The sequence below is a fragment of the Azospirillum doebereinerae genome (assembly GCF_003989665.1).
Taxonomy (GTDB): Bacteria; Pseudomonadota; Alphaproteobacteria; order Azospirillales; family Azospirillaceae; genus Azospirillum; species Azospirillum doebereinerae.
Genome location: NZ_RZIJ01000010.1, coordinates 1 through 25,658, shown reverse-complemented (window position 1 = coordinate 25,658; position 25,658 = coordinate 1). Strand labels below are relative to the sequence as shown.

The following is a 25,658-nucleotide window of genomic DNA, read 5'->3' as shown; positions in this document are numbered from 1 at the left end:
TTCGGTTCCCAAGCCCGCGCCGGGCATGAGAACCGAGGACGGACCGCGTATCTGGACGGGAATTTCCTGTGAAGCCACGCTCATCCGGCTCCGTCGTTCGCCTTGCCGCACCTTTGCGGGCACTTGCGCAGCGTTTCTCCTTTCTGTTGCTGGTCTTCGCCTCCATCGCCTTGATGATGGTGGGCAAAATCGAGTCCGTCTCGGTCGACAGCGCGCGGGCGCGCGTCACCGACGCCTTCGCGCCCATCCTCGACGCCATCTCCCGCCCGGCGGCCACCGCCGCCCGCGTGATCGAATCCGCCGTCGAGGTTGAGAACGCCTTCGACGAAAACCAAAGGCTGAAGGCCGAGAACGCCCGTCTCCTGCAATGGAAGCAGGCGGCGCTGCGGCTCGAAACCGAGAACGCCAGCCTGCGCACGCTGCTGCGCGTCACCCCCGAACCCTCGGTCTCCTTCATCACCGCCCGCGTCATCGCGACGCCCGGCAGCTCCTTCGTCCGCACCCTGGTCGTCACGGCCGGGCGCCGCGACGGGGTGCGCAAGGGGCAGGCGGCGCTGGCCGGGGCCGGACTGGTCGGCCGGGTGATCGAGGTCGGCGAATGGTCGTCGCGCGTGCTGCTGCTGACCGACATCAACGCCCGCGTTCCCGTCGTGCTGGAAAGCTCCCGCCAGCGCGCGGTGCTGGCCGGCGACAATTCCGACCAGGCCAAGCTGCTCTACCTGCCGCCGGAATCGCCGGTGCAGGTGGGCGAGCGGGTCGTTACGTCGGGCCATGGCGGGCTGTTCCCGCCGGGTCTTCCGGTCGGTGTCGTGACCTCGGCCAGCGAGCGCGGCGTCCGCGTGCTGCCCAACGCCGACCTGTCGCGGGTCGAGCATCTGCGGCTGGTCGATTTCGGCCTGCCCGGCACCGAACTGGATCTGGCCGCCGAGTGGAAGTGACGGTTTCGAACGTTGGCGCCGCGGAAGGGGCCGGTCGGGCATGACCGCGACCTTCTGGCAGCGGCTCGACAAGGCCGGGCGGAATCTGGCGCCTTTTGCGGTCACGGTGATGCTGGTCCTGATCGGGCTGATTCCGATCCCGGTCCCCGCCTACACGCCGGTGGCGCCGCAGCTGACGCTGATCTCGGTCTATTACTGGACGATCCACAGACCTGATCTGATGCGGCCGGGGGTGGCCTTTCTGCTCGGGCTGCTGCAGGATTTGCTGATCGGCGGACCGCTGGGCGTCAACGCGCTGATGCTGGTCGTCGCGCAATGGGCGGTGCTGAACCAGCGCCGGGTCTTCCTGGCCAGCACCTTCGCCCTGCTGTGGATCGGCTTCGCCATGGTGATGGCCGGTGCCGTCTTCCTGGAGTGGCTGGCCTTCTCGGCGTTGAGCGCCACGATGCTGCCGGTCAAGCCGGCGTTGTTCCAGGGGCTGCTGACGGTGGCGATGTTCCCGGCGGTTGGCTGGCTGCTGATCCGGATGCACCGGGCCTTCTTGAACGCGTAACAGTTTTTCCGACAGGGTTTCATGAGTTCCGCTCCATGAGTTCCATCGACCGCGACACCGACCGATCCCGACTGTTGAGCCGCCGCGCGCTGGTTCTGGGCGGGATCAAGCTGGCCGGCCTGTCGGCGCTGGTCGGGCGGCTCTACTACCTGCAGGTCCTCGAATCCGCGCGCTACACCATGCTGGCGGAGGAAAACCGCATCAGCCTGCGGTTGATCGCCCCCTCGCGCGGCAACATCGTCGACCGCTTCGGCACGCCGCTGGCGGTCAACCAGCAGAACTACCGCGTCGTCGTGGTGTCGGAGCGCACGCGCAACATCCAGGAGACGCTGGACAAGATCTCCCGCATCGTCCCGCTGACCGACGGCGACCGCCGCCGGGTGATGCGCGAGCTGCACCGCAAGCGCCGCTTCGTCCCCGTTACCGTGCGTGAAAACCTTACCTGGGAGCAGGTCGCCACCATCGAGATGAACACACCCGACTTGCCGGGCGTCGCCATCGAGGTCGGCGAGATCCGCAACTACCCGCAGGCCGACGCCACCGCCCACATCATGGGCTACGTCGGCGCGGTGTCGGAGGCCGAACTCAGCGGCAACAGCGATCCCGTGTTGTCGCTGCCGGGCTTCCGCATCGGCAAGGCCGGCATCGAAAAGTATCACGAGAAGGTGCTGCGCGGCACCGCCGGCACCAGCCAACTGGAGGTCAACGCCGTCGGTCGCGTCATCCGCGAGCTGTCGCGCGACGAGGGGCAGTCGGGCCGCGAGATCCAGCTCACCATCGACATGGGGTTGCAGCATTACGTCCAGCAGCGTCTGGCCGAGGAGCAGAGCGCCTCGGCGGTGGTGATGGACATCCACACCGGCGGCATCTACGCCCTGTCCTCCCACCCCAGCTTCGACCCCAACCAGTTCACCATGGGCATCAGCGCCGAGCTGTGGGAGGATCTGCTGTCCAACCCGGCGACGCCGCTGAACAACAAGGCGGTGGTGGGCCAGTACCCGCCGGGGTCCACCTTCAAGATGGTGGTGGCGCTGGCGGCGCTGGAATCGGGGATCGTCAACAACCGCCACACCGTGTTCTGCCCCGGCCATCTGGAACTGGGCGATCACCGGTTCCACTGCTGGAAGCGGGGCGGTCACGGCACCATCGACATGGTGGGGGCGCTGCGCCATTCCTGCGACGTGTTCTTCTACGACGTGTCGCGGCGGATCGGCGTGGACCGCATCGCCGAGATGGCGAAGCGCTTCGGGCTGGGGGAGCGCACCGGGCTGGATCTGCCGCACGAGCGCGCCGGGCTGATGCCATCCATCGCCTGGAAGAAGGCGACGCTCGGAAAGGGCTGGGACATGGGCGAGACGCTGGTGGCCTCCATCGGCCAGGGCTATGTCCTTGCCACCCCGCTGCAACTGGCGGTGATGACCTGCCGGCTCGCCAACGGCGGCTATGCGGTGAAGCCGCATCTGACCAAGCAGATCAAGTCGGTCAGCGGCGAGCAGGTGACCTGGCCCAGCCTGGGGGTCAAGAAGGAGAACCTCGACGTCGTGCTGCGCGGCATGTACGAGGTGTCAAACGCGCCCAACGGCACCGCCTTCAAGTCGCGCATCACCCAGGTCGGCTACGAGTTGGCCGGCAAGACCGGCTCGGCCCAGGTCCGCCGCATCACCATGGCGGAGCGCAGCACCGGGGTGAAGAAGAACGAGGACATCCCGTGGCGCGAGCGCGACCACGCGCTGTTCGTCGCCTTCGCGCCGGTCCAGGCGCCGCGCTACGCCTGTTCCGTCTTCGTCGAGCATGGCGGCGGCGGTTCCACGGTCGCGGCGCCGATCGCCCGCGACATCCTGCTGGAATGCCAGAAGCGCGATCCGGGACGGGCCTCCGTGGCGGAAAGCGTGCCGCCGCCGATGACGGGCGAGCCGCGCGGGTAAGGGGGGACGGTTCAGGCCGCGAGCGGTTTGAGCTTGGCGGGAATGGTCATCGCGGCGACGCCGACGATCACGCAGGCGAAACCGGCCCAAGCGGTCGGACTCAGGGTTTCGCCAAGGAAGACCACGCCGATCGCGACGCCGATGGGCACGCGCAGATAGGCTTGGGCGGTGGTGCCGACCGAGCCGATGGTGTAGACGAGCCGGAAATACAGGACGAAGGCCAGCGCGGTGGAGAAGACCGACAGGCCGAGCAGGGCCGCGACCGACTCCGCCGAGGGCGCCAGCGTCCACGGCGCGTCGACCAGCAGGCTGAGCGGGGTGAGGATCGCCGCCCCGCAGACCAGCGACCCGGCCGCCGGCATCATCGGGTCGAGCCCCTTGAAGACCCGGCCGAAGATCGCCGCGCCCGCGTAGCAGAGCGTGGCCACGACGATGGCGAGTTGCGCCACCACGTCCTGCCCGGCGCCGTCGAGCGCCTGGACGCCGATGACCAGCCCGGTCCCGACGATGCCGGCCGCGACGCCCACCGCCTTGCGCGCGGTCAGGGCCTCGTGCCGGGTGAGCAGCGCGGTCAGCAGGAAGGCGAAAATCGGCGTCGTCGCGTTGAGGATCACGGCCATGCCCGCGTCCACGCTGCGTTCCGCCCAGGCGATCAGGGTGAAGGGGAGCACGCTGTTCAGAGCAGCCTGGATCAGGAAATTCCTCCAGGTCGCGAAATCCCTCGGCATCGCCAGCCCGCGCCAGCGGATGACGGCCAGCAGGAGCGTGCCGGCGATCAGGGTGCGGGCGGCGATCAGGGTGACGGGCGGAATCGTCTCCACGCCGATCTTGATGAAGCTGTAGGACGCGCCCCACAGGGTCGCCAGCGCGAGGAGCAGCGCCAGTTCGGTGCGCATCGTCGTCGTTCGCTCGGTCATGGTCTGGCCTCGGTCGTTTGGGGGGATGGCGACCATGCCAGCCTTCCGTTCCGGAATCCGTGACGGACGTTTCGGTCCCGGTCGAACCATGCGAGGCAGACGGCCCGGCCGGAGCGGATTATCATCGGCCTTATGTCGAACATCGCTTCCGGAAACAGCATCGCGGAGATCGCGGCCCTGATCGGGGATCCCGCCCGCGCGAACATTCTCTCAGCGCTGATGGGCGGGCAGGCGCTCACGGCCGGCGAACTGGCGTGGCACGCCGGCGTCGGCGCGCCGACGACCAGCGGGCACCTCGCCAAGCTGGCGGGGGCTGGGCTGCTCGCCCTGGAAAAGCAGGGGCGGCATCGTTACTACCGCTTGGCCTCGCCCGAGATCGCCCAGGCGATGGAGGCGCTGATGGCGCTCGCGGCCTCGGGGCCGAAACGTCACCGTCCGGTCGGGCCGAAGGACGAGGCGCTGCGGGCCGCCCGCACCTGCTACGACCATCTGGCCGGACGGTTGGGAATCGCGCTCGCCGATGCGCTGCATGCGCAGGGGCACGTCGTGCTTGCCGATGGGACCGGCGTGGTGACGGCAGCGGGGCGGCGGTTCCTGGACGATTTCGGGATCGGGCTTGGGACGGAACTTACGGGCCGACGCCCGCTCTGCCGGACCTGCCTGGACTGGAGCGAGCGCCGCCCGCACCTCGCCGGCCGGCTTGGGGCCGGGCTGCTCGACCGGTCGCTGGCGCTGGGATGGATCGCGCGCGTTCCCGACAGCCGCGCCGTGTCGGTCACGGCCGAGGGGCGAGAGGGGTTCGCCGCCACGTTCGGGATTCCGCCGGAGCAGGACGGTGTCGCGTAGAAAGCTCCACAAACGAAAAGCGCGCCCCGAAGGACGCGCTTTCCACAAATCAGACCAGTTTGGCGAAAACGCCGATCAGTTCTTCGACTTGTCGACCAGACGGCGCTCGGCGATCCACGGCATCATGGCGCGCAGCTTCTCGCCGACCTTCTCGATCTCGTGCTCGGCGTTGCGGCGGCGGATCGCCTTGAAGGAGGGCTGGCCCACCTTGCACTCCTGCATCCAGTCGCGCACGAAGCGGCCTTCCTGGATGTCGGTCAGCACGCGCTTCATCTCGGCCTTGGTCTCGGCGGTGATGATGCGCGGGCCGGTGCGGTAGTCGCCGTATTCGGCCGTGTTGGAGATCGAGTAGCGCATGTTCGCCATGCCGCCCTCATAGATGAGGTCGACGATCAGCTTCACTTCGTGCAGGCACTCGAAATAGGCCATCTCAGGCGCGTAGCCGCCCTCGACCAGCGTCTCGTAGCCGGCCTTGATCAGCTCGGTCAGGCCGCCGCAGAGGACGACCTGCTCGCCGAACAGGTCGGTCTCGCACTCTTCCTTGAAGCTGGTCTCGATGATGCCGGCGCGGCCGCCGCCGTTGGCCGAGGCGTAGGACAGCGCGATGTCCAGCGCGTTGCCGGAGGCGTTCTGGTGCACGGCGACCAGCGACGGCACGCCGCCGCCACGCTGGTATTCGCTGCGCACGGTGTGGCCGGGGCCCTTCGGCGCGATCATGAACACGTCGAGGTCGGCGCGCGGCTCGATCAGGCTGAAGTGGATGTTCAGGCCGTGGGCGAAGGCGAGCGCGGCGCCTTCCTTCATGTTCTTGGCCAGATCGTCCTTGTACAGGTCGGCCTGCAGCTCGTCGGGGGTCAGAACCATCACGACGTCGGCCCAAGCGGCGGCCTCGCCCGGCGCCATCACCTGGAAGCCGGCGGCCTCGGCCTTCTTCGTGGTGGCCGAGCCGGGACGCAGGGCGATCCGCACGTCCTTGACGCCGCTGTCACGCAGGTTGTGGGCGTGAGCGTGGCCCTGGCTGCCGTAGCCGACGATGACGACCTTCTTGCCCTTGATCAGGTTGACGTCGGCATCACGATCGTAATAGACGCGCATGGTGATGGTTCCTTGAATTCACAACACTAAGGTGATGAGTGCGTTCCCTTGCCGGCGGATTACTCCATTGAGCAAAGCCGTCCGTCAAGCGAAACAATCGCATGATCCGGCGGCGAAACGCGGAGCTTCCTTGCGATTTTCGCCGCCCTGACCGTTGGATAAGAACCCGGTTCCGGTTTGATCAGAAGCCGGAGGGACCCTTCGACATGGCGACCACGCCGGTGCGGCTGGCCTCGACCAGACCGAGCTGGGACATCAGCCCGACGAAATCGTCGACCTGCGCCGTGCTGCCGGTCAGCTCGAAGACGAAGGAGGTCAGCGTCGCGTCGAGCACGGTGGCCTTGAAGATGTCGGCCAGACGCAGCGCCTCGATGCGCTTCTCGCCGGTTCCGGCCACCTTGACCAGCGCCAGTTCGCGCTCCACCGACGGCCCCTCGTCCGTCAGGTCGTGGACCCGGTGGATCGGGACCAGCCGGTCGAGCTGGGCCTTGATCTGCTCGATGACCATCCGGGTGCCCGAGGTCACCAGCGTGATGCGCGACAGGTGGTCGGCGTTGTTGACCTCCGCCACCGTCAGGCTTTCGATGTTGTAGCCGCGGCCGGAGAACAGCCCGATGACGCGCGCCAGCACGCCCGGCTCGTTGTCCACCAGCACCGCGATGGTGTGCTTCTCGATCTTGCTTTCGTCCATGATTCCCATTCCTCGCGCCGAGCGTTCCGTCAAAAGCCGATCAGACCAGAACCATGCCGTCTTCCGGCGTGGCGCTCGACGGGCTGTCGTCCGGACCGAACAGGATCTCGTTGTGGGCCTTGCCGCCGGGGATCATCGGGAAGCAGTTCTCCTTGGGATCGACCGCGATGTCGACGATGCAGGGACGGTCGGTGACCGCCAGCATCTTCTCGATCACCTCGTCCACCTCGGCCACCGTGGTGGCGCGCAGGCCGACGCAGCCCCAGGCCTCGGCCAGCTTGACGAAGTCAGGCAACGCCTCCGAATAGCTCTGCGAGAAGCGCGAGCCGTGCAGCAGCTCCTGCCACTGGCGGACCATGCCCATGTACTGGTTGTTCAGGATGAAGATCTTCACCGGGGCGCGGTACTGCACGGCGGTGCCGATCTCCTGCATGTTCATCAGGAAGCTGGCCTCGCCCGACACGTCCACCACGATGGCGTCGGGATGGGCGATCTGCGCACCGATGGCCGCCGGCAGGCCGTAGCCCATGGTGCCGAGCCCGCCCGAGGTCATCCAGCGGTTGGGCTGGTCGAAGGGCAGGAACTGGGCGGCCCACATCTGGTGCTGGCCGACCTCGGTCGTGACGTAATGGTCCTTGCCGCGCAGGGCGTCCCGCAGGCGTTCCAGCGCGTATTGCGGCTTGATGACCGATTCGGTGCGGTTGTAGTTCAGGCAGTTGCGGGCGCGCCAGCCGTCGATCTGCCCCCACCACTCCTTCAAGGCCGCTTGGTCGGGGCGCTTGGCGCGCGCTTTCCAGATGCGCAGCATGTCCTCAAGGACGGCGCCGCAGTCGCCGACGATCGGGATGTCCACCTCGACGGTCTTGTTGATCGAGCTGGGGTCGATGTCGACGTGGATCTTCTTCGAGAAAGGCGCGAATTCCGACAGCTTGCCGGTCACGCGGTCGTCGAAGCGGGCGCCGATGTTGATCATGACGTCGCAGTTGTACATGGCGAGATTCGCCTCGTACGTGCCGTGCATGCCGAGCATGCCCAGCCACTGGCCGTCCGACGCCGGGAAGGCGCCCAGACCCATCAGGGTCGAGGTGATCGGGAAGCCGGTCGCCTTGACGAACTGGGTCAGCAGCTTGGCCGCGAAGGGGCCGGCGTTGATCACGCCGCCGCCGGTGTAGAAGACCGGACGCTTGGCGTTGGCGATCAGCTCGATCGCCTCCTCGACGCGGGCGATCTCGGGCTTCACCTGGGGGCGGTAGGTCTTGTGCTTGACCTCGGTCGGCGGGACGTAAATTCCGTCGGCGAACTGCACGTCCTTCGGCACGTCGATCAGCACCGGACCTGGACGGCCGCTGCGGGCGACGTAGAACGCCTCGTGCAGGGTGCGGGCCAGATTGTTGACGTCCTTCACCAGGTAATTGTGCTTGGTGCAGGGGCGCGTGATGCCGGTGGTGTCGGCCTCCTGGAAGGCGTCGTTGCCGATCAGATGGGTGGGCACCTGACCCGACAGGCAGACGATGGGGATGCTGTCGCACAGCGCGTCGAGCAGGCCGGTCACCGCGTTGGTGGCGCCGGGGCCGGAGGTCACCAGCACGCAGCCGACCTTGCCGGTCGAGCGCGCGTAGCCCTCCGCCGCGTGAACCGCGGCCTGTTCGTGGCGTACGAGGATGTGGCGTAGGTCGTTCTGCTGGAACAGCGCGTCGTAGATGGGAAGTACGGCGCCGCCGGGATAGCCGAAGATGGTGTCAACGCCCTGATCCTTCAGGGCCTTGATGATGATCTGGGCGCCGGTCAGCTTCTGTTCGGACATCGCTCACGACCTTTTCGTAGATGGGGCGCCTCTCTCCTTCGGGCGCCCGTTTCCCCGGGACTACCGCCGGCCTGACGGGCTTGGCCGTCAAAACAACGGCTTAGCCACGCTTGGTTGGGGCGGGAGCCGCAAACTAGCCAAAGGGGGCGTCACAGGTCAACCCATTTTGCGAATGATCGAAAAGTTTTTTGGCATTCATTTTTCCGATTGTTGCGCAAATGTTTTCCGGTTGAAAAACAGGGCGGAACCGCACTGTGCGAAAGCCATCCTTGATCGTGCCAAGAGGCATGCGCATCATGACTGCGCATGGTTATGGAGAGACCGATGCCCGACACGCGCCTTTCGTTCGACGCCTCCGCTCCGAAGCGGGCAACCAACGTCAGCCTCAACAGCGATCTGCTGGAGCAGGCCAAGGCGCTGGGCATCAACGTATCGCGCGGGATTGCCGAATTGTGCGACAGGCAATGGTTGGAGGCGAATCGGGAGGCGCTTGCGTCCTCCAACGCCTACGTCGAGGCGCATAGCCTTCCGTTGGCGAAACAACGGCTCTATTGATGGCGCGTTGAGTCCTTGGAAACGCGTTTTTCAACGTTTCCAACAGCGTATGAAATCTGCGGAGCCTGTAACCCTCTCCGCCCTCGGGGAGAGGGTGGCCCGAAGGGCCGGTGAGGGGGTTACGGCCGATAGGCCGGAAAAGAATCACGTCCATGACTTTTCCGTCAACCGGTCGTGGCGCTTCCCCCTCACCCAACCCTCTCCCCGGGGGGAGAGGGCTAAGTTGGCGCCCGTGGGCGAGAATCAGCCCACGTCGAACTTGATGCCCTGGGCCAGCGGCAGCGCGGAGGAGTAGTTCACCGTCGCGGTCTGCCGGCGCATGTAGGCCTTCCAGGCGTCGGAGCCGGATTCGCGGCCGCCGCCGGTGTCCTTCTCGCCGCCGAAGGCGCCGCCGATCTCGGCCCCGCTCGGCCCGATGTTGACGTTGGCGATGCCGCAGTCCGAACCCGACGCCGACAGGAACCGCTCCGTCTCGCGCAGGTCGGTCGAGAAGATGCAGGAGGACAGGCCCTGCGGGACGGCGTTCTGCAGCGCGATGGCCTCGTCCAGCGTCTCGTAGGTCATCACGTAGAGGATCGGCGCGAAGGTCTCGTGCCGGACCACCTCGGTCTGGCCGGGCATCTCGACGATGGCCGGGGTGACGTAGAAGGCGTCGGCGAAGCGGTCGGTCAGCGTGCGCGCGCCGCCGGTGACGGAGCCGCCCTCGGCCTTGGCTTTCTCAAGCGCCGACTGCATCGCCTTGAAGGCGTCGGCGTCGACCAGCGGCCCCATCAGGATGCCGTCGTCGAGCGGGTTGCCGATGGCGACCGAGGCGTAGGCCGACTTCAGGCGCGGCAGCAGCTTGCCGGCCACATCCTTGTGGACGATCAGCCGGCGCAGCGTGGTGCAGCGCTGCCCGCAGGTGCCGACGGCGGAGAACAGGATCGCCCGCAGCGCCATGTCGAGGTCGGCCGACGGCGCGACGATCATCGCGTTGTTGCCGCCCAGCTCCAGGATGGTGCGGCCGAAGCGGTCGGCGACCGACTTGGCGACCTCGCGGCCCATGCGGGTCGAACCGGTGGCCGAGACCAGCGGCAGGCCCGGATGCGCCACCAGCGCCTCGCCGACGGCGCGGCTGCCCTGGACGACCTGGGACAGGTTGGCCGGCGCGTCGCCGAAGCGGGCGGCGGCGCGCTCGAAGATCACCTGACAGGCGGCGGCGGTCAGCGGGGTCTTTTCCGACGGCTTCCAGATCACCGGATCGCCGCAGACCAGCGCCAGCGCCGCGTTCCACGACCACACCGCGACCGGGAAGTTGAAGGCCGAGATGACGAGGCACGGACCCATCGGGTGCCAAGTCTCGCGCATCGCGTGGCCCGGCCGCTCCGACGCGATGGTCAGGCCGTAGAGCTGGCGGGAGAGGCCGACCGCGAAGTCGCAGATGTCGATCATCTCCTGGACCTCGCCGAGGCCCTCCTGATAGATCTTGCCGGCTTCCAGCGACACCAGACGGCCGAGATCCTCCTTGGCGGCGCGCAGCTCCTCGCCGAGCAGGCGGACCAGCTCGCCCCGGCGCGGGGCCGGGACGCTGCGCCACGCCTCGAAGGCGCGGGCGGCGTTGGCGACGATGTCCGGCACCAGGGCCGCGTCGGTCTCGGCGACGGTGGCGAGCGTGGACCCGTCCACCGGCGACCGCGCGGTGAGACCGGCGCCGGTCGAGGAGGTAAGGCCGAAACGGGAAAGAATGTCGCTGTGCTGCACCGGGATGGTTCCTTCTGACAAACTTAGCGCGAGGCGCCGGCGGCGCGGATCTCGGACAGGGTCCGGGTCGGCGTCAGGGCCTCGGGATCGAGCTTCACGTGGATGATGGCGGGCAGGCCGGACGCGCGGGCGCGCTCGAAGGCCGGGGCGAACTCCTCGGTGCGCTCCACCGTCTCGCCATGCCCGCCGTAGCTGCGGGCGAAGGCGGCGAAATCGGGGTTGCGCAGCTGCGTGCCGGACACGCGGCCGGGATACTCGCGCTCCTGGTGCATGCGGATGGTGCCGTACATGCCGTTGTCGATGACCAGCACCAGCACGGCGGCGCCCTCCTGCACGGCGGTGCCGAACTCCAGCCCGGTCATCTGGAAGCAGCCGTCGCCGGCGAAGCACAGCACGTCGCGCTCGGGGTGTTCCAGCTTGGCGGCGACGGCGGCGGGCAGACCGTAGCCCATCGAGCCGCAGACCGGCGCGGCCTGGGTGCCGAAGCGGCGGAAGCGGCGGAAACGGTGGATCCAGGTCGCGTAGTTGCCGGCGCCGTTGGTGAAGACCGCGTCGTCGGCCAGCCGCTCGTTCAGCCACGCCATCACGTCGCCCATCTGCACGTCGCCGGGGATGCTCTTGGGCGGGGTGCTCCAGGCCTCGTAGGCGGCGTGCGCCGCCTCGGCGCGGGCGGCCCAGCCGGGGGAGGGCGGAACGGCGAGGCCCGACACCGCCTCGAGGAAGGCGCCCGGCGTCGCGACGACGCCCAGCGCCGGGCGGTGGACGCGGCCGATCTCCTCGGCGCCGGGGTGGACGTGGACCACGGCCTTGCCCGGATCGGGGATGCCGAGAAGCGTGTAGCTCTGCGACGGCACCTCGGAGAAGCGGTCGCCCAGCAGGATCAGCAGGTCGCTGTCCGCCACCAGGGCCGAGAGCTTCGGGTTGATGCCCAGCCCGACGTCCCCGGCGTAGAGCGGGTGGGCGTGGTCGAACAGCATCTGGCGGCGGAAGGTGACCGCGACCGGCAGCGAGAAGCGCTCGGCGAAGCCCTGGAGCGCCGCCACCGACTCCTCGGTCCAGCGCGAGCCGCCGACGACCAGCAGCGGGCGCTCCGCCTTGGCCAGCAGCCGGCCGAACTCGGCGATCTGCGACGGGGTCGGGGCGCTTTCCACCGCTTCGGCGCGCGGCGCGGCGACGGCGTCGGCGACCTCGGTCAGCGTGTCCTCGGGCAGGGCCAGCACCACGGGGCCGGGGCGGCCCGCCATGGCGGTGTGGAAGGCGCGCGAGATCATCTCCGGCACGCGGTCGGCGCTGTCGATCTCGGCGACCCATTTCGCCATGCCGCCGAACAGCTTGCCGTAATCGACCTCCTGGAAGGCGTCGCGGCCGCGCATGCCGCGCTCGATCTGGCCGACCAGCACGATCAGAGGAGTCTCGTCCTGCTGGGCGACGTGGATGCCGGACGCGGCGTTGGTGGCGCCGGGACCGCGGGTGACGAGGCAGACGCCGGGGCGGCCGGTCAGCTTGGCCTGCGCCTCGGCCATCATGGCGGCGCCGCCCTCGTGACGGCAGACGACCATCTCGATGGGGCTGTCGTGCAGCGCGTCCAGCACCGCGAGGTAGCTCTCGCCCGGCACGCCGAACACCCGACGCACGCCCTGCGCCTCCAGCGCCTCGACGATCAACTGGCCACCGGTCTTCATCGAATCCTCGCTCCGCCTGTCCCACTTCGTGACGGTTGACGGTGCCTCGCCGCGCGGCGTCCCGCAACCGACTTTCTTTCCGCAGGTCATGAGCTGTGGTAATGACCTGGGATGGATTTGCAGCGCCGTCTTCTTCCCTCGATGAGCGCGCTGACCGCCTTCGAGGCGGCGGCGCGCACCGGCAGTTTCACGACGGCGGCGAACGAGCTGTCGCTGACCCAGGGCGCCGTCAGCCGCCAGATCAAGGCCCTTGAGGACCAGATCGGCACGCCGCTGTTCACCCGCAAGGGGCAACGCGTCACCCTGACCCCCACGGGGGCGCTCTACGCCGAGCCGATCCGCGACGCGTTGCGCCAGATCTCGGCGGCGACGGTGCGAACCATCGCGGCGCCCAAGGGGGGCGTGCTGAACCTCGCCATCCTGCCGACCTTCGGCACGCGCTGGCTGGTGCCACGGCTTCCGGCCTTCCAGGAGGCGCACCCGCACGTGGTCCTGCACTTCACCACCAAGCTGGCGCCCTTCGATTTCCGCACCCACGATCTCGACGCGGCCATCCATTACGGGTTGGGCGACTGGCCCGACGCCGTCTGCGACCATCTGCTGGACGAGGAGGTGCTGCCGGTCTGCGCGCCGTCCTTCCTGGCGGCGCACCCGGTCGCCGGGCCGGCCGACCTGATCGCCCTGCCGCTGCTGCACACCAGCACCCGGCCCGATGCCTGGGGGGAGTGGTTCGAGGCCCAGGGGCTGGCGCCGCGCACCGGGGCCGGCATGTTCTTCGAGCAGTTCGCCACCACCGCCCAGGCGGCCGAGGCGGGGCTGGGCGTGGCGCTGCTGCCCACCCTGCTGGTGCGCGGCGAACTGGCGGAAGGCGTGTTGGTTCCCGCGATCGACCGGCCGCACCGCAGCGCGCGGGCCTACTACCTCGTGCATCCCCGCAACAAGGCCAACCACCCGCCGCTCGCCGCCTTCCGCCTCTGGCTGCTGGACGCGGCGCGGGAGGCGGTCAGCCCGCCGTGACCAGTTCGCCGATCCCGTCGCCGTCCGCCGGGCGCAAGGTCAGGCGACGGTCGTGGTGGGCGTTCAGGCTGGCGCGGTGTCCGACGCTGACCAGCGTGGTGGCGGGAAGCCGCTCACGCAGCAGGCCGTAGAGCCGTTCCTCCGTCGCCGGGTCGCAGGCCGAGGTCGCCTCGTCCAGATAGAGCCAAGCCGGCTTGTGCAGCAGGGCGCGGGCGATGGCGACGCGCTGCTGCTCGCCGCCGGACAGGCGCTGCCCCCAATGGTCCTGCTCCTCCAGCCGGTCGGCGAAGGGGGCCATGCCGACCGCGTCGAGCACCGCGCGCACCGTCTCGGCGTCGAAGGCGTCGGGCGGGGCGGGGTAGGCGACGGCGGCGCGGAGCGTGCCGATGGGCATGTAGGGCTTCTGCGGCAGCACCATGGAGGAGGCTTGGGCCGGCAGCCGCACCCGCCCCTGGCCGAAGGGCCAGATGCCGGCAACGGCGCGCAGCAGCGTGCTCTTGCCCGATCCCGACGGGCCGGTGATCAGCACGCGTTCGCCGGGGGCGACGGTCAGGTCGGCGCGCAGCAACGGCGCGCCGCCGGGGGTGGCCAGCGCCAACCCGTCGAGGTGCAGCGCCGCATCGGTTCCGGTGGCGCGTTCCACCCCGGCGTGGTCGCGGCCGGCGGCGCGCACCGTCTCGACCGCGTCGCGGAAGCCGACGAGGCGCATGGTGGTGGCGTGCCAGTCGGCGAGGTTGACGTAGGCGTCGATGAACCAGGACAACGCTCCCTGGACCTGCCCGAAGGCCTGCGAGGTCTGCATCAGCCCGCCCAACGGGATGGCGCCGCCGAAATAGCGCGGCGCCGCGACCAACAGCGGGAAGATGACGGCGACCTGCCCATAGCCGGCAGTGAACCACAGCAGGCGCTTCTGCGTGCGCATCAGCGCCCACCAGTTCGACACGACGCGGCCGAAGCGGTCGGCGAAGCCGCGCGCCTCCTGCGCCTCGCCGCCTTGCAGGGCGACGCTCTCGGCGTTCTCGCGCAGGCGGACGAGCGCGAAGCGGAAGTCGGCCTCGTATTTCTGCTGGTCGAAGCTGAGCGCGGCCAACGGCTTGCCGATCCTGTGGGTGATCCAGGTGCCGGCGATGGCGTAGACCAGCGCCACCCACACCATGTAGCCGGGGATCTCGAAGCCGAACAGGGTGACCGAGCCCGACAGGCCCCACAGGATGACCAGGAAGGACACCAGCGAGACGATGTTGGTCAGAAAGCCCAGCGACAGGCTGAGCGTCAGCTGCACGAAGCCCCGCAGATCCTCGGCGATGCGCTGGTCGGGGTTGTCGGTGCCGGTGGCGGCGAAGGCCAGCCGGTAATAGGTCTGGTTCTCCAGCCAGTCGCCGAGATACCGCTCGGTCAGCCAGCGGCGCCAGCGGATCTGCAACATCTGGTTCAGGTAGAGCCGGTAGACCTCCACCGCGATGAACACCAGCGCCACCCCGCCGAACAGCAGCAGGGCGTGGAGGAAACCGGTCTCGTCCTTGTCCTCCAGCGCGTTGTAGATCGTCGCGTTGATCTGGGTGAACCACACCTCCATGAAGACGGCGGCGAGGTTCAGCCCGACGATGGACCCCAGCAGGCCGCGCGCGGCCCAGCGCTCCTCGGACGACCAGTAGGGGCGGGCGATGCTCCACACGTTCTTCAGGAAGGCGCTGGCGGCGGAGAGGCGGCTGGCCATGGGCGGGCACTCGGCGGCAGAGTGGAAGGTGGCTGGGCGGAACGGTCCCTGCCGATTACCACCCTTTGCCGAAGGCGCCCCGTGAATTCGGCGTCATTTGCCGCGGATGAGGTCCCAGCTCGCCAGCAGCGCGCCGCCGGCGATCAGGGCGCAGGCGGTCCACACCGTCCAGCCGCCGGTCGCCTGCCCGAACAGGATCAGCAGCAGCGTCGAGGCCGGCGGCACCGCGTAGGACATCACGCCCAGCGCGCGGATGTCGCCGCGCTTCATGCCGTGATCCCACAGGAAGAAGGACAGCCCGAACGGCCCGATCCCCAGCGCCATTAGCGCCGGCCACGCGATGCCGTAGGGCATCACCGTCGTCTCGAAGGCGAGGTGGCAGAGCAGCGCCAGCAGCGCGGTGACGAGGCAGAAGCCGCCCACCGCCTCGGTCGGGACGCTGCCGAAGCGGCGCGACAGCACCGAATAGGCGCCCCAGATGACCGCCGCCGTCACCACCGCCGCGTAGGCCGGCAGATGGTTCGCCGTCAGCGATACGCCCTCGCCGCGTCCGGTGATGATCAGCGCCGTCCCGGCCAGCCCGCACAGCGCACCCAGCACATGGCCCGGCTTCAGCCGCTCCCCCGGCAGCAGCGTGGAGAACAGCACGATGAACAGCGGCCACAGGTAGTTCAGCAGGTTGACCTCGACCGTCGCGCCGTCCGCGATGCCGAAGGCGAGGAAGTAGAAGAAGTGATAGCCGAACAGCCCGACCACCCCGACCAGCCAGACCGGCCAGGGTTGCCGCAGCGGGCCGATCACGTCGCGTCCTCGTGCCAGCCCGGCCAGCGTTCCGGTCAGGAAGGCCAGCGTGAAGGTCGAGGCGACGAGCTGGAAGGGCGGGATGCCGCCGAGCAGCGAGGTCAACAGGGACGAGGCCGCCCAGAGCGGGATGGCGATGGCGGCGATCCCGGTGGCGCGCCGCACCTCGGAGGCGGAAGGCGCGGAGGCGGACGGGGCGGGGGCGAGCGTGTCGGTGGTGCTGGTCATGCCGGTGGGATAGCGGAGCCGTCCGGTCTACGCAACCGTTGCCGCCTCCGCCTCCGGCACGCAGACGGAGAAGACGGTCCCCTTGCCCTCGACCGAGCGCACCGCCACCGGGTGGCCGAGCAGCCGGGCCAGACGCTCGACGATGGCCAGCCCCAACCCGATGCCCTCGCTGCGGTCGCGGTCGGGGCGGTCGAGCTGCACGAACTCCTCGAAGATGCGGCGGCGGTCGGTCTCGGCGATGCCGCGCCCGGTGTCGTAGACCTCGATCCACAGCCGCCCGCCGCGTCGCCGGCAGCCGACCAGCACGCCGCCCTCCTCGGTGTAGCGGATGGCGTTAGCGATCAGGTTGCGGACGATCCGCTCCAGCAGGGCCGGGTCGCTGCGCACCGTCACCCCGGTCGGCACGGCGCGCAGGCGCAGCCCCTTGGCCTCGGCCAGACCGGCGAACTCGGCCTCCAACTGGTCGAGCAGCGGTGAGAGCGCCAGATCCGCCGGCTTGGGCGACACCACGCCGGATTCCAGCTTGGAGATCTCCAGGATCGCGTTGAGCAGGTCGCGCATCGACCGTTGCGCCGCCTTCAGGTCGGTCAGCAGCGCCGCCGCCTTGGCGGTCTGGCTCTGGCGCTCCAGCATGCCGGTGAACATGCCGATGGCCTGCAAGGGCTGGTGCAGGTCGTGGCTGGCGTGGGCGAGGAAGCGCGACTTGGCGCGGTGCGCCTGCTCGGCGGCGGTCTTGGCGGCGTGGAGTTCGGCGGTGCGCTCGCGGACCTGCTGCTCCAGCGTGGCGTTGGCCCGCTCGATGGCCTCGGTCATGCGGGCGATCTCGGTGAACTGGTCGCGCACGTGGCGGGTCATCGGGCGGAAGATCACCAGCGCCTCGGCCACCAGCGTCAGCAGCGTCAGGATCAGCGCCGCCAGCCCCATCCGGTGCAGGGAATGGAAGCCGGCCTCGCCCTCCTGCTGGTAGAGCGCCACCATTGTTTCCAGCCGGTCGAGCAGCGGTCCCAGCGCTTGGCTGGTTACGTAATCGGCCTCGGCCATGCCGGATGGCAAGCCGGCGGGCGCGGCGGCGATGACGGCGCGCAGCGCGGCGACATGGCGCGCCACCAGCGCGTCAAGCGGGTCGGGGCCGCCGGAGAACAGGTTGCGGGGTGGCGGTCCCAGGACCGGGCCGTCCTCCGGGCCGGCACGGCCGTTCAGGCGCCGATGGGCGGCCTCGAACATATCGGTGGCCTCGGCCAGACGCCGGGCCAGATCGGCGCGGGAGGCCGGGTCGGAATCATGCTTGAGCTGCTCGACCAGCAGGGCGGTGCGCTGGGACAGCATGCGCTGGCGGCCGGAGACGTTGACGACCTCCAGCATGCGCTCGTGCTGGCCCATCACCCGCTCGGTCATCACGAAACCGGCCAGCGTGCCCAAGGCGATCAGCGCCAGCGCAATGCCGTAGCGCAGCGTCATCCAGCGGGCGGTGGTCGTGCCGATGGGGATCATGCGCAATCCTCGCCCCTCATGCCGCAACGCAGCGAAGACCCGAGCCTAAACCCGAAGCTATGAAGCCTCCGTAAAGCCGCAAGCCCCCAGCGCCGCCCGCATGTGCGCCGGAATGGGGGCGACGGCGCCCACGGCCTCGCGCTTGGGGTAGAGCGGCAGGGAGATGGCGCGGGAGTGCAGGTGCAGCGCCCCCTCCGGCCCGCCGTATTGCGGGTCGCCCAGCAGCGGGCAGCCGATGGACGCGCAGTGGACACGGATCTGGTGGGTGCGGCCGGTGCGGGGCGTCAGCTCCAGCCAGGTCAGACCGTCGGCGCGGCCCTTCACCACGTAGTCGGTGACGGCGGTCTGCCCGTCGGGATTGCCGCCGACGATGCGCCAGCCGCCGGTCTTGTTGGAGACCTTGGACAGCGTCAGCTCGATCCGCCCGGATTCCGCCGGCGGCGAGCCGACGACGACCGCCCAATAGGTTTTGTCGACCTTGCCGTCCTGGAACAGGATGCCGATCTTGCGCAGCGCCTTGGCGTGGCGTCCCAGGATCAGGCAGCCTGAGGTGTCGCGGTCCAACCGGTGGGCCAGCGACGGCGGCTTGGGGAAGCCGAAGCGCAGGGCGTCGAAATGGCGCTCCAGATTGGGGCCGCCGGCCGGGCCGGCGTGGACCGGCAACCCCGCCGGCTTGTCGATGATCAGCATCAGCCCGTCCCGGTAGAGGACGCGCTCCTGGATTTGGGCGGGTGTCACGAAGGGTCGGTTCCTGCTTGCCCCCACCCCGGCCCTCCCCCGCTGGGCAGGGGAGGGGGACAGGAGCTTTGTCGATGTTCAGCGGCAGTTCCCTCCCCCGCCCAGCGGGGGAGGGTTAGGGTGGGGGCAAGGGGGCGGAAAGTCCAAGCCGCCGTCAGGCGAGCTTCAACTCCTTGAAGAAGTCGTTGCCCTTGTCGTCGACGATGATGAAGGCCGGGAAATCCTCGACCTCGATGCGCCAGATGGCTTCCATGCCGAGTTCGGGATACTCGACGACCTCGACCTTCTTGATGCAGTCCTGCGCCAGCCGGGCCGCCGCGCCGCCGATGGAGCCCAGGTAGAAGCCGCCATGCTGCTTGCAGGCCGCCGTCACCTCCGGGCTGCGGTTGCCCTTGGCCAGCATGACCATCGAGCCGCCCGCCGCCTGGAACTGGTCGACGAAGCTGTCCATGCGCCCGGCCGTCGTCGGGCCGAACGAGCCCGAGGCGTAGCCTTCCGGCGTCTTGGCCGGGCCGGCGTAGTAGATCGGGTGATTCTTGAAGTAGTCAGGCAGCGGTTCCCCGGCGTCGAGCCGCGCGCGCAGCTTGGCGTGGGCGAGGTCGCGGGCGACGATCAGCGGGCCGGTCAGCGACAGGCGAGTGCGGATCGGGTACTGGCTCAGCGTCTTGCGGATCTCGCTCATCGGCTGGTTCAGGTCGATCCTGACCACGTCGTCCGACAGATGCTCGTCGCCGATCTCCGGCAGGTACTGGGCCGGCTCGGTCTCAAGCTGCTCCAGGAAGATGCCGTCCTTGGTGATCTTGCCCACCGCCTGACGGTCCGCCGAGCAGGACACGCCGACGCCGATCGGCATCGAGGCGCCGTGGCGCGGCAGGCGGATGACGCGGACGTCGTGGCAGAAGTACTTGCCGCCGAACTGGGCGCCGATGCCCATGTTCTGGGTCAGCTTGTGGACTTCGGCCTCCATCGCCAGATCGCGGAAGGCGTGCGCGTCCTCGCCGCCCTCGGTCGGCAGGTTGTCGAGGTAGCGGGCCGAGGCCAGCTTCACCGTCTTCAGGTTCTGCTCCGCCGACAGCCCGCCGATGACGATGGCGAGGTGGTAGGGCGGGCAGGCGGACGTGCCGAGGTAGCGGATCTTGTCCTCGAGGAACTTCAGCAGCCGGTCGGGCGCCAGAACCGAGGGCGTCGCCTGATGCAGGAAGGTCTTGTTGGCCGAGCCGCCGCCCTTGGCCATGAACAGGAATTTGTAATAGTCCTCGCCCTCCGAATAGATGTCGATCTGGGCGGGCAGGTTGTTGCGGGTGTTCTTCTCCTCGTACATGGAGATCGGCGCCAGCTGGCTGTAGCGCAGGTTGCGCTTCAGGTAGGCGTCGCGGGCGCCTTCGGACAGCGCGGTCTCGTCGCCGCCCTTGGTCCAGACGCGGCGGCCCTTCTTGCCCATGATGATGGCGGTGCCGGTGTCCTGGCACATCGGCAGCGTGCCTGCGGCGGCGATGTTGGCGTTCTTCAGCAGGTCGAGCGCCACGAACTTGTCGTTCGCCGAGGCTTCCCCGTCCTCCAGGATTTTCGCCAACTGGGCGAGGTGGCCCGGACGCAGCAGATGGTTGATGTCGGCGAAGGCGGCCTCGGCCAACAGACGCAGGGCTTCCGGCTCGACCTTCAGGATCGGCTCGCCGTCGAACTCGACGACGGAGACATGGTCGGAGGTCAGCTTGCGGTAGGTCGTGTCGTCCTTGGCGAGCGGAAACAGGCCGGTGGCTCCGCGTGCTGAGGAGAGGTCGTCGGGCATGGGGCGTTCCTTCATTATCCGCTGGGTCGCCCGCGCCTCCCGCGCAACCGACGATCCGGATGCGCGAAGGGCCGGGGCCGCGCTCGGACCCCCTTATACACCGCTGGGGCGCCGAAACAACCGGCGGACGGGCAGGGCGGGACCATCGTCCAGGGGGGAGCATCCCGGAACGCAAAAAGGGCCGCGACAATGCGCGGCCCTTTCCAAGTCCGTCCAGGAGCGGAGCGGCGTCAGGCCGCCGCCTTGAAGCCCTTCGCCTCCGCCGGCTCGTGCCGGCCGGCCGGCTGGGCGGGGGCGCCCTCCCATTCGGTGTGGGCGGGGATATCCTCGCCCTTCATCACCAGCGTCAGCGGCCCCAGCCGGGCGTAGTCGCCGATGTGGGTGTCGTAGAGCACCGTGGCACCGGCGCCGACCGTCACCCCCGTGCCGACCGCGACGCGGCCGACCTTCATGACCCGGTCCTCGTAGAGGTGGGTCTGCAAGGCCGACAGCGCGTTGACCGAGGCGTAATCGCCGACCGACACGCAGTCGAACTCGGTGATGTCGGTGCTGTCCATGAAGACGCCCTTGCCGAACTTGGTCCCGAACAGCCGCAGCACCCAGGGCAGCATCGGCGTGCCGCGCAGATGGTCGAGCAGCACCTTGCCGGCCAGACCCCAGTACAGCACCGCGACCGCCTCGGTCCGCATGGCCCACCAGGACCACATCGGCTTGGTGGTGGGGGCGTAGCGCCCCATCAGTGCCCATTTCACCAGCACCACCATCAGCACCATCGCGGCCGGGATGGCGACGCTGACCGCCAGGAACTGCCAGAGGAAATCGCCGTAGCGGTTCTCCAGCAGCGCCGGGGAGAACATCTCCACCGCCAGCGTGCCGAAGGTGATGAACAGCATCGTCGGCATGGACAGGCTGAAGGCCTCGAACACGGCCCGGCCCAGCCGGCGCCCGCGCGACGGCTCGAAGGTCCAGTTGGCGCCGACGTTGTCGAACTTCTGGCGCACCGGCAGCTTCATCGGCGGGCTGCCGAACCAAGTCTCGCCCGCCTGCATCTCGTGGTTGGCCGGCGGCTTGGACTTGATGCCGATCAGCGAGCCGGTCGGAATCATGGCGCCCGGCGGCACCACGGCGTCGTTGCCGACGAACACGCGGGCCTCGGTCTTCACCGGCTTCAGCTCCATCCAGCCGCGCCGGATGTCCTCGTCGCCCAGCACCACCTCGTCGGCGATGAAGCATTTCTCGCCGATCTCGACCAGATCGTAGCGCCCGGCGAGGTTTGTCGAGATCTCCGCGTCACGGCCGATCTTGGCGCCCATCAGCCGGTACCACGCCCGCATGTAGACGGTGGCGTAGAGCGAGCTGAGCGTTTCCAGCATCACCTCGGTCGACAGCGCGACGATCCATTTGCGCACGTAGAACCAGCTGTGGATCGAGTAGGTCCCGGCCTTCACGCGCGGCAGCAGCGCCCAGCGCACCCCGGCGATCAGGAACACGGTGACGCCGACCATCGCCATCGCCGTCGGCCACGCGATGGCCGGCACATAGTACAGGTAGTTGACCTTGATCACCCCGCCCATGATGGCGTCGAGCCGGTCGAACAGATAGAAGGCGGGGAAGATCGGGATCAGTGCGATGGGCGGCAGGGCCAGCACCGCGACGGCGTAGACCAACGCCTGGACCGCCTTGCGCAGCGGTCCGGCCTCGGCCTCGTCGGGCAGGGAGGCGCGGTCCACTGTGCCGACGCAGCGCGCCGGCGATCCGTCCCACTTCTCGTAGGTGCCGGTGCGGGTGCCCGCCGACAGCGCGGTCAGGTCGGCCAGCTCGGTGCCGGCCCCGACCACGGCGTCGTGCCCGATGACGCAGGAGGTGCCGATGTAGCCGTCCTCGCCGATCTCCACGGTGCCGATGATCAGCTCGTTGCCGACCACCTCGGCGTTGGCGAACTTCACCTTGCCGCCGATGGCGGCGCCCCGGCCGATGGACACGAGGTCGATGGCGCCGGACTCGAACTCGCCGATGATCGCCGCGTCGCCGACCTTGGCGCCCAGCGCGCGCAGGAACACCCGCATCACCGGCGACCCCTGGAACCACTTCAGGTGGATCAGGCTGACGAAGCGCTGCACCAGCCACCAGCGGAAGTAGTAGGTTCCCCACAGCGGGTAGCGGCCGGGCTTGGTCCGTCCGATGATCAGCCATTTCGCCGCGACCGCGATGATCAGCGTGACGATGTTGATGACGACGTAGACGCCCAGCAGCGTGGTGACTTCCGTCAGCAGCGTCGCGTCCTCGCCGGACAGCAGCATGTAGCTGACGAACACGCCCAGCCACTGCGCGGTCATCAGCGCCAGGATGAAGGGCAGCACGGCCGCCTGCGCCAGTCCGCACAGGAAACGGCGCATCAGCGGCGGCGGGGTGAAGGACAGATCGGCGGGGGGCGCCGTCCTGCCGCCCGGTCCGCGCGGGTTGCGGGCTTCCAGCCGCTCGGCCATCGCCCGTAGGGTGCGGGCGCCGTAGACGTCCTGGAGCGTCAGCCCGGCCAGCCCGGCGGTCTCGCGCACCGCCGAAACGAAGCGCGCCGCGATCAGCGAATGCCCGCCGAGGTCGAGGAAGAAATCGCCTTCGAACGGGATCGCTTGGCCGGGGAAAACGCGGCGGGCGGCGGCCAGCAGGGCGGCCTCCGTCGCGCTGCGCGGCTCGTCCTGTTCTGAGACGACGGTCTCCTCGGTCAGGACGGCCTTCTGGAGCGTCTTGCGGTCGGCCTTGCCGGAGGTCAGGCGAGGCAGGCTCTCCACCCGCTCGTAATGCGCCGGGACCATGTAGCTCGGCAACTGGGCGCGCAACCCCGCCCGCAGCTCCGCGACGTCGAGCGTAGCGCCGGGCCGCGCCACCAGGAAGGCGACCAGCCGGTCCAGCCCATGGTCGTTGCGCAGCACGACGGTCGCCTGCGCCACGTCCGGCATGTCGGTCAGCTTGGCTTCGATCTCGCCGAGTTCCAGGCGGAAACCGCGGATCTTCACCTGATCGTCGATGCGCCCGTGGAACAGCAGATTGCCGTCGCCGTCGACGCTGACCGCGTCGCCCGAGCGGTACAGCAGGGGATCGGCGGCGCCGCCACGGAACGGGTTGGCGACGAACTTCTCGGCCGTCAGGTCCGGCCGCCCCAGATAGCCCTGGGCGACGCCCGGACCGCCGATCAGCAGTTCGCCCTGTGTTCCGGCGGGGACGAGGCTCAGCGCATCGTCGACCACATAACAGGTGTAGTTCGGGATCGGCCGGCCGATGGTGACGGGCGCGTCCGGCCGCACCTCGGCGATGGTGGCGACGACGGTCGCCTCGGTCGGGCCGTAGCTGTTGAACAGGCGGCGGCCGGGCCGGCACCAGCGCGCCGCAACGGCGGGCGGGCAGGCCTCGCCGCCGAGGATCACCACGCGCAACGACGGCACGTCCTTGGGCAGCATCGCCAGCAGGGTGGGGACGGTGTCGAGCACCGTGACCCCGGCCTCGTTCAGCACGTCGGCCAGACGGTCGGCCTCGTCGAGAACCTGGCGGCTCGCCACCCACAGGGTCGCGCCGGCCAGATAAGGGACGAAAATCTCCTCCAGCGACAGGTCGAAGGCCACCGACGCGCCCTGGAACGCCACGTCGTCGGCGGTCAGGCCGTAGACGCTGTTGGCCGCGCGCAGGTAATGGCAAATGTTGCGGTGGCTGATGACGATGCCCTTGGGCTTGCCCGTCGAGCCGGAGGTGTAGATCGCGTAGGCCGGATCGTCCGGCGTGACGCCGTCGGCGCGCAGGTCGAGGGCGCTGTCGTCGTCGGCCAGCACGTCGCCCATGCGCAGGGTCTGCACGCCCTCCAGCCCAGCGGCCTTCGAGCCGGTCACCAGATCGACCAGGATCGCCGGGGCGGCGCAATCGGCGAGGCTGACCGCGACGCGCTCGGCCGGCGCGTCGGCGTCAAAGGGCAGATAGGCGGCGCCGGCCTTCAGGATGCCCAGCAGCGCCACATGCAGGTCGAGCGACCGCGCCATCCACAAGCCGACGAAGCAGCCGCGCCCGATGCCCTGCGCGCGAAGCCCCCGCGCGACGCGGTTGGCGCGCGCGTTCAGCTCGGCGTAAGTGACGCGGCGGCCGTCGAACAGGATGGCGGTGCGGTCGGGCGTGCGCGCCGCTGTGGCAGCGGGAATGTCCGGCAGAAGCTCGTCGCACAAGAAGGATGGCTCGACCGGGCCGGCCAGGGTCGGCGCCGCTCCCGGAAGGGGAGGGCGGCCGGAAGCGGGGAGAGGAGCGGAAGTTTTGGCCTCATCCAGGGCGGATGCCCGTTCGCTCAGCAGTGTCACGCTGTGTCAGCCTTCCTTTTGGGATCAGCGCGGTGGCGCCATGTGGGCCCGATCAGAAGGTGCCCCGGCGGTCGGCTGAAAGCGGCTTGATGCCGTCCCTCTGTTCTAGGATTCTTTGGTTAACGAAGAGTTGATGTGGTACTCGGGACCGCCCTTGCGTGGCATTGCGGAAACGATCGGGCTGCTGCGGTGGCGTCAAAAGCACGATGAATACCGGGTCAATGCAAGATTGTTACTGCGGTCAATGATCACAAAGGGGCTGAGACCAAGGACTCCTTGATGATCCGCCGCGCTGTCACGGTCAAGCTTTTGCTGGTCCATCCATGCCTGCGGGCGCAGCATCTTGCCCTTCTTGGCGGCAGGATTTGGTCGGGCAGGGGGGCGAGCAGCGCCCCTATATGGATGTCACGCGGCGGAGAGAACAAGATCGCTCGAAAAAATGCGGTGAGGACGAAAAAAGCGCTTGCGAGGTCGTGGCTCCCCGCCTATAAAGCGCCTCCCGACGCGAACGACGCCGACGCGGTCCAGACGGACGGCCGGCAACGAAGCGAAGGGGAGCCAGACAAGACGGCCATTGCGGCCCGAACCTCTTAACGGAGGAAGCGGGACGCCAGCCGGTTTGATCGTGGCGGGATGTTTGACAAGTTTATACCGTGTTGTGAGAAGGGATGCGCAGGCGGCGGTGAGGTTTTCACCGTTTGAGCGTTTGGTTCCGGTTCATGAATGGGATCGGCACAAAACGCGGACGTCTGTTCGCATCCAAAGTTGAAGCAAGCAAACTGTAACAGGTTTTACGC

At 68.8% G+C, this 25,658-nt stretch carries 18 protein-coding genes; 6 read left to right on the top strand and 12 right to left on the bottom strand.

All coding sequences use genetic code 11. The features are described 5' to 3' along the window. The first annotated feature begins 68 nt into the window (after positions 1-68). Genes mreC through mrdA form a run of 3 tightly spaced genes read left to right on the top strand, consistent with a single transcriptional unit; the run spans position 69 to position 3,416 of the window. Positions 69-938: a rod shape-determining protein MreC gene (gene mreC, locus EJ913_RS13990; RefSeq protein WP_126998858.1), complete on the top strand. Its 870-nt coding sequence runs from the start codon at positions 69-71 to the stop codon at positions 936-938. A 40-nt stretch (positions 939-978) separates the two neighbouring features. Continuing rightward, complete coding sequence (mreD, locus tag EJ913_RS13985; protein WP_126998856.1) at positions 979-1,491, top strand: rod shape-determining protein MreD; 513 nt, start codon at positions 979-981, stop codon at positions 1,489-1,491. Positions 1,492-1,526: 35 nt separating this feature from the next. Continuing rightward, positions 1,527-3,416, top strand: a complete 1,890-nt coding sequence (mrdA, locus tag EJ913_RS13980; protein WP_126998854.1) for a penicillin-binding protein 2 — start codon at positions 1,527-1,529, stop codon at positions 3,414-3,416. Between the two features lie 11 nt (positions 3,417-3,427). On the opposite strand, the gene EJ913_RS13975 is transcribed toward mrdA, so the two are convergent. After that, the gene (locus EJ913_RS13975) at positions 3,428-4,333 is read right to left on the bottom strand and encodes a DMT family transporter (protein WP_238520991.1); all 906 of its coding nucleotides are present in this window, start codon (positions 4,331-4,333) and stop codon (positions 3,428-3,430) included. A 132-nt stretch (positions 4,334-4,465) separates the two neighbouring features. Between EJ913_RS13975 and EJ913_RS13970 the strand changes: the two genes are divergently transcribed. After that, positions 4,466-5,179, top strand: coding sequence for an ArsR/SmtB family transcription factor (locus tag EJ913_RS13970; protein WP_126998850.1), 714 nt, complete (start codon positions 4,466-4,468; stop codon positions 5,177-5,179). A gap of 75 nt (positions 5,180-5,254) precedes the next feature. Here the strand turns inward: EJ913_RS13970 and ilvC are convergent, their stop codons facing one another. The 3 genes from ilvC to EJ913_RS13955 form a co-directional block, all read right to left on the bottom strand. After that, positions 5,255-6,274, bottom strand: a complete 1,020-nt coding sequence (gene ilvC, locus EJ913_RS13965) for a ketol-acid reductoisomerase (RefSeq protein ID WP_126998848.1) — start codon at positions 6,272-6,274, stop codon at positions 5,255-5,257. 181 nt (positions 6,275-6,455) lie between these two features. Continuing rightward, positions 6,456-6,965, bottom strand: coding sequence for an acetolactate synthase small subunit (gene ilvN, locus EJ913_RS13960; RefSeq protein ID WP_126998846.1), 510 nt, complete (start codon positions 6,963-6,965; stop codon positions 6,456-6,458). Positions 6,966-7,005: 40 nt separating this feature from the next. Then, positions 7,006-8,769, bottom strand: coding sequence for an acetolactate synthase 3 large subunit (locus EJ913_RS13955; protein ID WP_126998844.1), 1,764 nt, complete (start codon positions 8,767-8,769; stop codon positions 7,006-7,008). Positions 8,770-9,093: 324 nt separating this feature from the next. Here EJ913_RS13955 and EJ913_RS13950 point away from each other — a divergent pair, with 324 nt between their 5' ends. Continuing rightward, positions 9,094-9,324, top strand: coding sequence for a type II toxin-antitoxin system CcdA family antitoxin (locus EJ913_RS13950; protein ID WP_244939353.1), 231 nt, complete (start codon positions 9,094-9,096; stop codon positions 9,322-9,324). A gap of 243 nt (positions 9,325-9,567) precedes the next feature. Here EJ913_RS13950 and amaB read toward each other — a convergent pair whose 3' ends face one another. Both amaB and EJ913_RS13940 read right to left on the bottom strand, forming a co-directional pair. Then, a complete protein-coding gene (gene amaB, locus EJ913_RS13945; RefSeq protein WP_126998840.1) occupies positions 9,568-11,064 on the bottom strand; it encodes an L-piperidine-6-carboxylate dehydrogenase in 1,497 nt (498 codons plus the stop codon). Positions 11,065-11,087: 23 nt separating this feature from the next. Then, the gene (locus EJ913_RS13940) at positions 11,088-12,746 is read right to left on the bottom strand and encodes a thiamine pyrophosphate-binding protein (RefSeq protein WP_126998838.1); all 1,659 of its coding nucleotides are present in this window, start codon (positions 12,744-12,746) and stop codon (positions 11,088-11,090) included. Positions 12,747-12,857: 111 nt separating this feature from the next. Here EJ913_RS13940 and gcvA point away from each other — a divergent pair, with 111 nt between their 5' ends. Next, complete coding sequence (gene gcvA, locus EJ913_RS13935) at positions 12,858-13,763, top strand: transcriptional regulator GcvA (RefSeq protein WP_126998836.1); 906 nt, start codon at positions 12,858-12,860, stop codon at positions 13,761-13,763. Here gcvA and EJ913_RS13930 read toward each other — a convergent pair. The 6 genes from EJ913_RS13930 to EJ913_RS13905 all read right to left on the bottom strand — a co-directional run bounded on the left by EJ913_RS13930 (position 13,750) and on the right by EJ913_RS13905 (position 24,732). After that, positions 13,750-15,480 carry an ABC transporter ATP-binding protein/permease gene (locus EJ913_RS13930; RefSeq protein WP_126998834.1) on the bottom strand — a complete coding sequence of 577 codons (1,731 nt, stop codon included), beginning with the start codon at positions 15,478-15,480 and terminating at the stop codon, positions 13,750-13,752. The two genes, gcvA and EJ913_RS13930, sit on opposite strands and share 14 nt — an antisense overlap. A 93-nt stretch (positions 15,481-15,573) precedes the next feature. Continuing rightward, positions 15,574-16,509, bottom strand: a complete 936-nt coding sequence (gene yddG, locus EJ913_RS13925; protein ID WP_126998832.1) for an aromatic amino acid exporter YddG — start codon at positions 16,507-16,509, stop codon at positions 15,574-15,576. A gap of 27 nt (positions 16,510-16,536) precedes the next feature. After that, the gene (locus EJ913_RS13920) at positions 16,537-18,000 is read right to left on the bottom strand and encodes an ATP-binding protein (protein WP_126998830.1); all 1,464 of its coding nucleotides are present in this window, start codon (positions 17,998-18,000) and stop codon (positions 16,537-16,539) included. 57 nt (positions 18,001-18,057) lie between these two features. After that, the gene (locus tag EJ913_RS13915) at positions 18,058-18,738 is read right to left on the bottom strand and encodes an RluA family pseudouridine synthase (RefSeq protein WP_126998828.1); all 681 of its coding nucleotides are present in this window, start codon (positions 18,736-18,738) and stop codon (positions 18,058-18,060) included. 154 nt (positions 18,739-18,892) lie between these two features. Beyond that, on the bottom strand, positions 18,893-20,527 hold the full coding sequence (locus tag EJ913_RS13910; protein ID WP_126998826.1) for a fumarate hydratase: 1,635 nt from the start codon (positions 20,525-20,527) through the stop codon (positions 18,893-18,895). Positions 20,528-20,757: 230 nt separating this feature from the next. Further along, positions 20,758-24,732, bottom strand: coding sequence for a Pls/PosA family non-ribosomal peptide synthetase (locus tag EJ913_RS13905; RefSeq protein WP_244939352.1), 3,975 nt, complete (start codon positions 24,730-24,732; stop codon positions 20,758-20,760). Positions 24,733-25,658 lie beyond the last annotated feature (926 nt).

What these genes read in the sequence shown, in the direction of transcription:
- EJ913_RS13920 (WP_126998830.1), bottom strand. Translation starts at nt 18,000, where the DNA reads ATGATCCCCATCGGCACGACCACCGCCCGCTGGATGACGCTGCGCTAC.
- EJ913_RS13955 (WP_126998844.1), bottom strand. Translation starts at nt 8,769, where the DNA reads ATGTCCGAACAGAAGCTGACCGGCGCCCAGATCATCATCAAGGCCCTG.
- EJ913_RS13940 (WP_126998838.1), bottom strand. Translation starts at nt 12,746, where the DNA reads ATGAAGACCGGTGGCCAGTTGATCGTCGAGGCGCTGGAGGCGCAGGGC.
- gcvA (WP_126998836.1), top strand. Translation starts at nt 12,858, where the DNA reads ATGGATTTGCAGCGCCGTCTTCTTCCCTCGATGAGCGCGCTGACCGCC.
- EJ913_RS13975 (WP_238520991.1), bottom strand. Translation starts at nt 4,333, where the DNA reads ATGACCGAGCGAACGACGACGATGCGCACCGAACTGGCGCTGCTCCTC.
- EJ913_RS13910 (WP_126998826.1), bottom strand. Translation starts at nt 20,527, where the DNA reads ATGCCCGACGACCTCTCCTCAGCACGCGGAGCCACCGGCCTGTTTCCG.
- EJ913_RS13950 (WP_244939353.1), top strand. Translation starts at nt 9,094, where the DNA reads ATGCCCGACACGCGCCTTTCGTTCGACGCCTCCGCTCCGAAGCGGGCA.
- EJ913_RS13970 (WP_126998850.1), top strand. Translation starts at nt 4,466, where the DNA reads ATGTCGAACATCGCTTCCGGAAACAGCATCGCGGAGATCGCGGCCCTG.
- mrdA (WP_126998854.1), top strand. Translation starts at nt 1,527, where the DNA reads ATGAGTTCCATCGACCGCGACACCGACCGATCCCGACTGTTGAGCCGC.
- ilvC (WP_126998848.1), bottom strand. Translation starts at nt 6,274, where the DNA reads ATGCGCGTCTATTACGATCGTGATGCCGACGTCAACCTGATCAAGGGC.
- yddG (WP_126998832.1), bottom strand. Translation starts at nt 16,509, where the DNA reads ATGACCAGCACCACCGACACGCTCGCCCCCGCCCCGTCCGCCTCCGCG.
- EJ913_RS13930 (WP_126998834.1), bottom strand. Translation starts at nt 15,480, where the DNA reads ATGGCCAGCCGCCTCTCCGCCGCCAGCGCCTTCCTGAAGAACGTGTGG.
- mreD (WP_126998856.1), top strand. Translation starts at nt 979, where the DNA reads ATGACCGCGACCTTCTGGCAGCGGCTCGACAAGGCCGGGCGGAATCTG.
- ilvN (WP_126998846.1), bottom strand. Translation starts at nt 6,965, where the DNA reads ATGGACGAAAGCAAGATCGAGAAGCACACCATCGCGGTGCTGGTGGAC.